Genomic DNA, 6654 nt, shown 5'->3' on the forward strand with positions numbered 1-6654 from the left:
ACATGTCTGAGCAAGAGTGTAAATGTCCTCCCCCAGGGCTTCCAGCTTGGATGGGAACCTTTGCAGATTTAATGTCTTTATTGATGTGCTTTTTTGTACTCTTGCTTGCATTTTCTGAAATGGATGTACTTAAATTTAAACAAATAGCCGGTTCAATGAAGTTTGCATTTGGTGTACAAAATAAAATAGAAGTAAAAGATATTCCCAAAGGTACTTCTGTTATTGCTATGGAGTTTACGCCAGGAAAACCAGAGCCCACACCAATCGAGACTATTCAGCAACAAACAGTAGAAATGACTCAACAAATGCTTGAATTTCAGGCCGGTGATGAAAGCTCTGCAGGTGGTAGGCAAGAACAACGAGGTGATAAACGGGGTGGGGAATCTCGTAGTACCTCTCAAGAACAATCTTCTGATCAAGCAATCTCTGCTGCAGATCAAGAACAAACAAATGAACTTGTTAAAAAGATTGCTCAGCAATTAGAAAGGCAGATTATTGATGGTGCAATAGAGCTTGAGTCTTTAGGCCAGCAAATAATTATTCGCATCAGAGAAAATGGGTCTTTTCCTTCAGGTAGTGCTTTTTTGCAGCCTAAATTTAAACCCATTATTCAAGATATTGGCATATTGTTAAAAGATGTGCCTGGTGAGATAACAGTATCAGGTCATACTGATGATTTTCAGGTTTCGAATGAGCTGTACATAAACAACTGGGATCTTTCTTCTAAGCGAGCTGTTGCTGTAGCAAGCGAGTTACAAAAAGTACAAGGCTTTGACAAAACTCGGATGATGGTTGTTGGGCGAGCTGAAACAAGACCACTTGTACCAAATGATACAGATGAAGACCGCCGAAGAAATCGTCGTGTCGAGATTTCTATTTTACAAGGTAAGGCAAAAGAGTCTGCACCTATTGATGTAAGATAACTTTACTTGGCAAATACGTTTATTTATCATAAAGTAAGCTTTCAATAACAAATGTAACGGAGTCAGCCATGAAGAACATCGATAAATTTAGTTATATGCCAGGTAATGGTAACGGTAATGACGATAATGAACCTGAGAAAGAATAGGTTGAGTGTAATATTTTGCCTGAATGGTTTGAAAGTATTACTAAGATACTCGAGAGTAGCTGGGTTTTTATATTAAGCCCTGCTATTTTTGTGTTTTACCTTCGCAAAGATCACCTAGCATTACGCTTTGTGTTGGTTACTGCTATATTCTTTTTTTATGGGGCGTTGATTAACGACCATTTAAAAGAGTTTGATAGCAGTACTTATATTTATCGTTATGTTATTTGGGCGTTTAATGATCTTGTTTGGATGGCTCTGATTGCCTATTTAGGAATAAAAGACAAAATTTATTTGTGGCAGTGTGTTATCGGTCAGCTTGTTGTTGTAAGTGCCCCTATTTTACAACTTTTCAGATTAGTTGATCGCCATTTATGGGATCTTTCTTATAGTACATACATTTATAAAACCTTATTGCCATTTATTAATATAGGCACCGTTGTTGTTTGTTATCTACCGATAGTTTATTTATTAATTAATAAGCGCAATACTGCATCAAACGAACAATAAAATTTATAGCTTCAAACTAATGTGCTAGACTACTGTTTATATGAACAGTAGTGAGCGAGCTATGAAACTCTATATTGCAGAAAAACCTTCACTCGGACGCGCTATTGCTGATGCGTTACCAAAGCCACATAAAAAGCATGATGGCTATATAGAAGTCGCTAATGGAGACTGTGTCTCGTGGTGTATTGGGCATTTGCTAGAACAAGCAGAACCCGATGATTATGATGAGCGTTTTAAAAAGTGGCAGTTTGAACACTTACCTATCATACCTGAACAGTGGAAGTTAAAAGCCAAAACCAAAACTCGCAAACAGCTCACTGTTTTAAAAAAATTAATTAAACAAGCCTCGCAACTTATTCACGCTGGCGATCCAGACCGTGAAGGCCAGCTTCTGGTCGACCAAGTAATAGAAGAAGCTAAAATAAGTCAGGCTAAAAAGCAGAGTACGCAACGTTTACTCATTAGTGATTTAAACTTATCGGCGGTAAAAAAATCACTGGGTACTATGCGTTCTAATCGAGATTTTATTCCGTTAAGTGTATCTGCTTTAGCGCGCTCTCGTGCTGATTGGCTATTTGGTATGAATTTAACACGTGCATACACACTAGCTGGGCAAAAAGCAGGGTTTGGTAATGTGCTTTCGGTAGGGCGAGTACAAACCCCTATTTTAGGTCTTGTTGTTAATAGAGATAACGAAATAGCACACTTTGTATCTAAGCCTTTTTACGATGTACTGGCGCATTTACTTACTCCAGATAACCAGCCATTCATAGCTAAGTGGGTTCCTAGTAAAGCATGTGAGCCACATCAAGATGAAGAAGGGCGAATACTTAACAAAGCACTCGCACAAAATGTTGCTTCACGCATTGCAAAGCAAAGTGCTGAGCTTACTTCACTCGACCAAAAACAAAAAAAACAAAGTGCTCCATTACCGTATAACCTATCTGCACTGCAAATAGATGCGGCTAAAGCATTTGGTATGTCAGCTCAAAAGGTGTTGGACATTTGCCAAATACTTTACGAACGTCATAAACTAATTACTTACCCACGCTCTGATAATCGTTATTTACCTAAAGATCACCATCAAGATGCATCAGCTATTTTTAAAGCTATAAGTGCTAATGGTGGGCAAAGCAGTGAATTAGTAAACGGGGCTGACGCTAAAAAGCGTAGTAAATGTTTTAACGATTCGAAAGTGGCTGCGCACCACGCAATTGTGCCAACGGCAAAACAGCTAAAATCAGCAAGTTTGAGCAGCGATGAAGCAAAGGTATATCAATTAATAAGTCGCCATTACTTAATTCAATTTTATCCCGACTATATATATAACGAAACTAAAGCAGAAGTAACAATTGCTGGCGGATTATTTAAAGCGAATGCAAAGCAAGATGTAAGCTTGGGCTTTAAATTGTTAATGGGTAAGTCTGAATTAAAAGATGAAGCTACGTTACCTCCTTTAATAAATGGTATGTCTCTTTTTTGTGAGCAAGGCGAGGTAGTTGAAAAGCACACATCTCCCCCTGCTTATTTTACCGATGCGACATTGCTTGCGGCTATGACCGGTATCAGCCGCTACGTTAAAGATCCACAAATTAAAAAGATATTAAAAGACACGGATGGTTTAGGCACAGAGGCAACACGTGCAGGAATAATAGAGTTGTTATTTAAACGACGTTTTTTAAAACGTGAAGGTAAGTCAATTAGAGCGACCGAAACGGGACTTGCCCTTATTAGCGTATTACCACAAGGTTTAGCGAGTCCTGATTTAACGGCAAAGTGGGAATCGAGCCTAGGTGATATTGCGCAGCAGGCAATGAGTTATCAGCAGTTTTTACAACCGTTACTTGCCGACTTGAATGATTTTGTACAGTTAGCAGCAAACTGCGATAGTAATGCATTTGCAAGGTTACCAAAAAGCTCACCTAAAAAACGTTTTGCTAAACGAGGTGGAAAAGCGGCCTTTAAAAAGTCGAGTTATAAAAAAAGCTCTGTTGCTAGTTAGCTACAGAGCCATTTTATTAAATGATAATGTTTAATTGGTATTACTTAACCTTAATTCAGGTTACTTATTAAATAAAGCAACAGCAGCGTTACTCATTGCTTTTATTCCGGTAGGAATGGCAACTTTATAATCAGGCGCAAATTTACTAGAGTGTAGGGAAGGGAGTACCTCGCCTGTTTTTATTGAATCCGCGTATTGTGCTTGGTTTACACCACCTAGCCAAAATAAGGTGATAGGGATATTTTCATCAGTGCGTCCGTATAGGCCAAAGTCTTCACCCGCCATTACAGCTTGTGTTTCAAGTACATTAGTATCACCAATTGCGCTGGTAATGGAGTTTCTAACAATGTCTGTTTGTGCAGGGTTATTATAAGTAGATGGAATAGATTCATCTTCATGTACATATACTACAGGGTAATTTAATTCATTTAAGCCTGCACTTTGTGCAATACCTGCCGTAATTCGTTTAATTGCTGCTATTTGAGCACTTCTAATATTTGGGTTATAGCTTCTTAGGGTGAGTTGTAATTTTACTTCATCCGAAATCACATTATGTTTTGAACCACCATGAATAGACCCAACCGTAATAACAGAAGGCTCAAGCGGTGAAAGCTCTCGGCTTGTGATTGTTTGCAGAGCAAGTACAGTGCGCGCAGCTATAACAACAGGATCTATGGTTGTATGTGGATAAGCCCCATGACCGCCTTTGCCCTTTATTGTAATATCGACAGAGTCTACACTTGCCATAGTGTATTCGTTTTTCATTGATATTTTGCCGGCAGGAACACTAGCACTTACATGTAAAGCAATAATATGATCAGGTTTTGCATATTTACTAAAGAGTCCTTCGCTTAACATTGCTTTAGCTCCACCGCCGACTTCTTCAGCAGGTTGTGCAACCATCATTAAAGTGCCTTTCCATTGAGCTTTATGTGCTATTAATTGCTCAGCAGTACCAATAAAAGAGCTCATGTGAATATCGTGGCCACAACCGTGCATTACACCGACTTTCGCACCATGCTCGTCTATTACTTTAACTTTTGAAGCATAGGACTTTCCTGTCTGCTCTATAATAGGTAAGCCATCGGTATCAGTGCGGATCATTACTGTTGGACCATCACCGTTTTTGTAAATGCCGACAACACCAAAACCACCTACATTACTTGTTACTTTAAAACCCAGCTGAGCTAATTTATCCGCTATTTTTTTACCCGTTTCTTGTTCGTGATAAGAAAGCTCTGGCGATTGGTGTAAATCGAGGTAAAACTTTTCTATAGCTGGCATGGTTTTGCTTAAATTCAAATCGAGTCCATTTGCCTGTATGAATGGGCTTGCCAATAAAAGTGCTGCACTTAAGTAAGTTAGTTTCATGTTTTCCCTCATTGTTGAATATGTATACCGAGTGATTTAGGTATATGACTTGTAATTATTATGTTCACCACCATATAAAAACCTAAATAGATGAATATGGCAATCAATTCAATGAGCAACATAGTTAGTATTAATGCGCAAAACCTTCAACAAGTACTCGGTGAAACATCACAGCAAAAATTGGTGTTGCTTAACTTTTTCTCTCCTCAAAGTCCTGACTGCATTGGACAGGCTGCAATTTTAGATAAAGTAGCGGCTGAATATGCAAGCTATATAGTAGTAGCAAACCTAGATTGCGATGCAGAGCAAGCGCTCGCTTCTCAACTTGCGCAACAAGTTGGTCTGCAGACACTGCCTACGCTTGTATTATTAAAAGACTCTGCACCAGTAGATCTACTTGCAGGTGTTCAAAGTGAGGCACAAATACGCGAAGCTCTTGCAAAGCATTTACCTGCGCAACAAGACTTACTGCTAGAACAAGCAAAGCAAGCGTTGTTAAGGTCAGATTTAAATGCTGCATTTAATTATGCAAAGCAAGCTTATGAAATAGACAGCACTAACGCACGCATCAAATTAGTGCTTGCAGACATCTGTATTCAAATTCATAAAGTTGATGAAGCGCAAGCGCTTATAAATACAATAGATGCACAAGAGCAAGATGCTTACTTTAATAATATAAAAGCAAAATGCGAAGCTGCGCTTGAAGCAAAAGACTCACCAGAGATTAAAGAAAAGCAACAACAAGTAGAAAAGTACCCAAATGACTTAGAATTAAAAGAAGAGCTAAGTATTTTACTCAATGAAGCGGGCAGAAAAGAAGAAGCATTAGATATACTATTTACAGTGCTGCAAAAAGATCTGAATTTCAATGAAGCAAAACCAAGCTTTTTAGCCATTATTGCCTCTTTACCCGATGGCGATGCACTTGCAGCTAAGTATCGTCGCAAGTTATATAGTATTTTATACTAGGGCGTGTTGACCTTTGTGGATTGAAATTTGTTCAATCTAGGGGCGATTTAATCGCGGCGCGAGGTTTGTAACCTAGTGGGCTAAGTAAAAACCGAGCAACAAAGAGTTAATCGCCCCTAGAAAGAACCCAAAGGGCAGCGCATGTTTGGTATCTATGCTGCGTTATCGCCTATTTATGGGGAACAACCACACATCACAGGCTCTGTCTTGCCTAAATATCAAACGTACTGCTGCAAAATCAATCACGAAAGGTCAACACGCCCTAGGGTCTGTTGCTCTTTGCGGATTAAAATTTGTTCAAACTAGGGGTTGTTTAATCGCGGCGCGAGATTTGTAACCTAGTGGGCTAAGTAAAAACTGAGTAACAAAGAGTAAATAACCCCTAGGAAGAACCCTTTGGGTAGCGCCTGTTTGGCATTAATGCTTCGTTATCGCCTATTTATGGGGAGTAACCACACACCATAGGCTCTGCCTTGCCTGAATACCAAACAGGCTGCTGCAAATCTAACCTTGAAAGATAAACAGGCCCTAGATTCTAATAACTATTACTTTTGAGAAGCACCTAGATAAGGTGCTTTTTGCATTTTTAAGGTTCTAATTAAAAGCTTTAGTATGGTTTAGCTATGTAAAAACAAGAGTTATCAACAGGGTTTTGTGGGTAACGTGTGTTTATCGTGTGCGCTTGCTTGGGGCTTAATTTTAATTACTATTTTATGTAAATAACGCTTGCGTAAAA

5 protein-coding genes are annotated in these 6654 nt (G+C 38.9%); 4 read left to right on the forward strand and 1 reads right to left on the reverse strand.

Going from position 1 to position 6654, the window contains the following annotated elements; all coding sequences use genetic code 11:
• Positions 1-2 precede the first annotated feature (2 nt).
• From PALI_RS15245 to PALI_RS15255, 3 genes are all read left to right on the forward strand, one after another.
• On the forward strand, positions 3-923 hold the full coding sequence (locus PALI_RS15245) for a flagellar motor protein MotB (RefSeq protein ID WP_193156363.1): 921 nt from the start codon (positions 3-5) through the stop codon (positions 921-923).
• A gap of 161 nt (positions 924-1084) precedes the next feature.
• The gene (locus PALI_RS15250; protein ID WP_077535885.1) at positions 1085-1576 is read left to right on the forward strand and encodes a hypothetical protein; all 492 of its coding nucleotides are present in this window, start codon (positions 1085-1087) and stop codon (positions 1574-1576) included.
• Positions 1577-1637: 61 nt separating this feature from the next.
• Positions 1638-3578 carry a DNA topoisomerase III gene (locus tag PALI_RS15255; protein WP_193156364.1) on the forward strand — a complete coding sequence of 647 codons (1941 nt, stop codon included), beginning with the start codon at positions 1638-1640 and terminating at the stop codon, positions 3576-3578.
• Positions 3579-3638: 60 nt separating this feature from the next.
• On the opposite strand, the gene PALI_RS15260 is transcribed toward PALI_RS15255, so the two are convergent.
• On the reverse strand, positions 3639-4949 hold the full coding sequence (locus PALI_RS15260; protein ID WP_193156365.1) for a M20 metallopeptidase family protein: 1311 nt from the start codon (positions 4947-4949) through the stop codon (positions 3639-3641).
• A gap of 111 nt (positions 4950-5060) precedes the next feature.
• Here PALI_RS15260 and PALI_RS15265 point away from each other — a divergent pair, with 111 nt between their 5' ends.
• Complete coding sequence (locus PALI_RS15265; protein WP_193156366.1) at positions 5061-5918, forward strand: tetratricopeptide repeat protein; 858 nt, start codon at positions 5061-5063, stop codon at positions 5916-5918.
• Positions 5919-6654 lie beyond the last annotated feature (736 nt).

The sequence above is a fragment of the Pseudoalteromonas aliena SW19 genome (assembly GCF_014905615.1).
Taxonomy (GTDB): Bacteria; Pseudomonadota; Gammaproteobacteria; order Enterobacterales; family Alteromonadaceae; genus Pseudoalteromonas; species Pseudoalteromonas aliena.

Excerpts from the sequence above, each read along its gene's own strand:
- PALI_RS15245 (WP_193156363.1), top strand. The coding sequence starts at position 3 with ATGTCTGAGCAAGAGTGTAAATGTCCTCCCCCAGGGCTTCCAGCTTGG.
- PALI_RS15255 (WP_193156364.1), top strand. The coding sequence starts at position 1,638 with ATGAAACTCTATATTGCAGAAAAACCTTCACTCGGACGCGCTATTGCT.
- PALI_RS15260 (WP_193156365.1), bottom strand. The coding sequence starts at position 4,949 with ATGAAACTAACTTACTTAAGTGCAGCACTTTTATTGGCAAGCCCATTC.
- PALI_RS15265 (WP_193156366.1), top strand. The coding sequence starts at position 5,061 with ATGAGCAACATAGTTAGTATTAATGCGCAAAACCTTCAACAAGTACTC.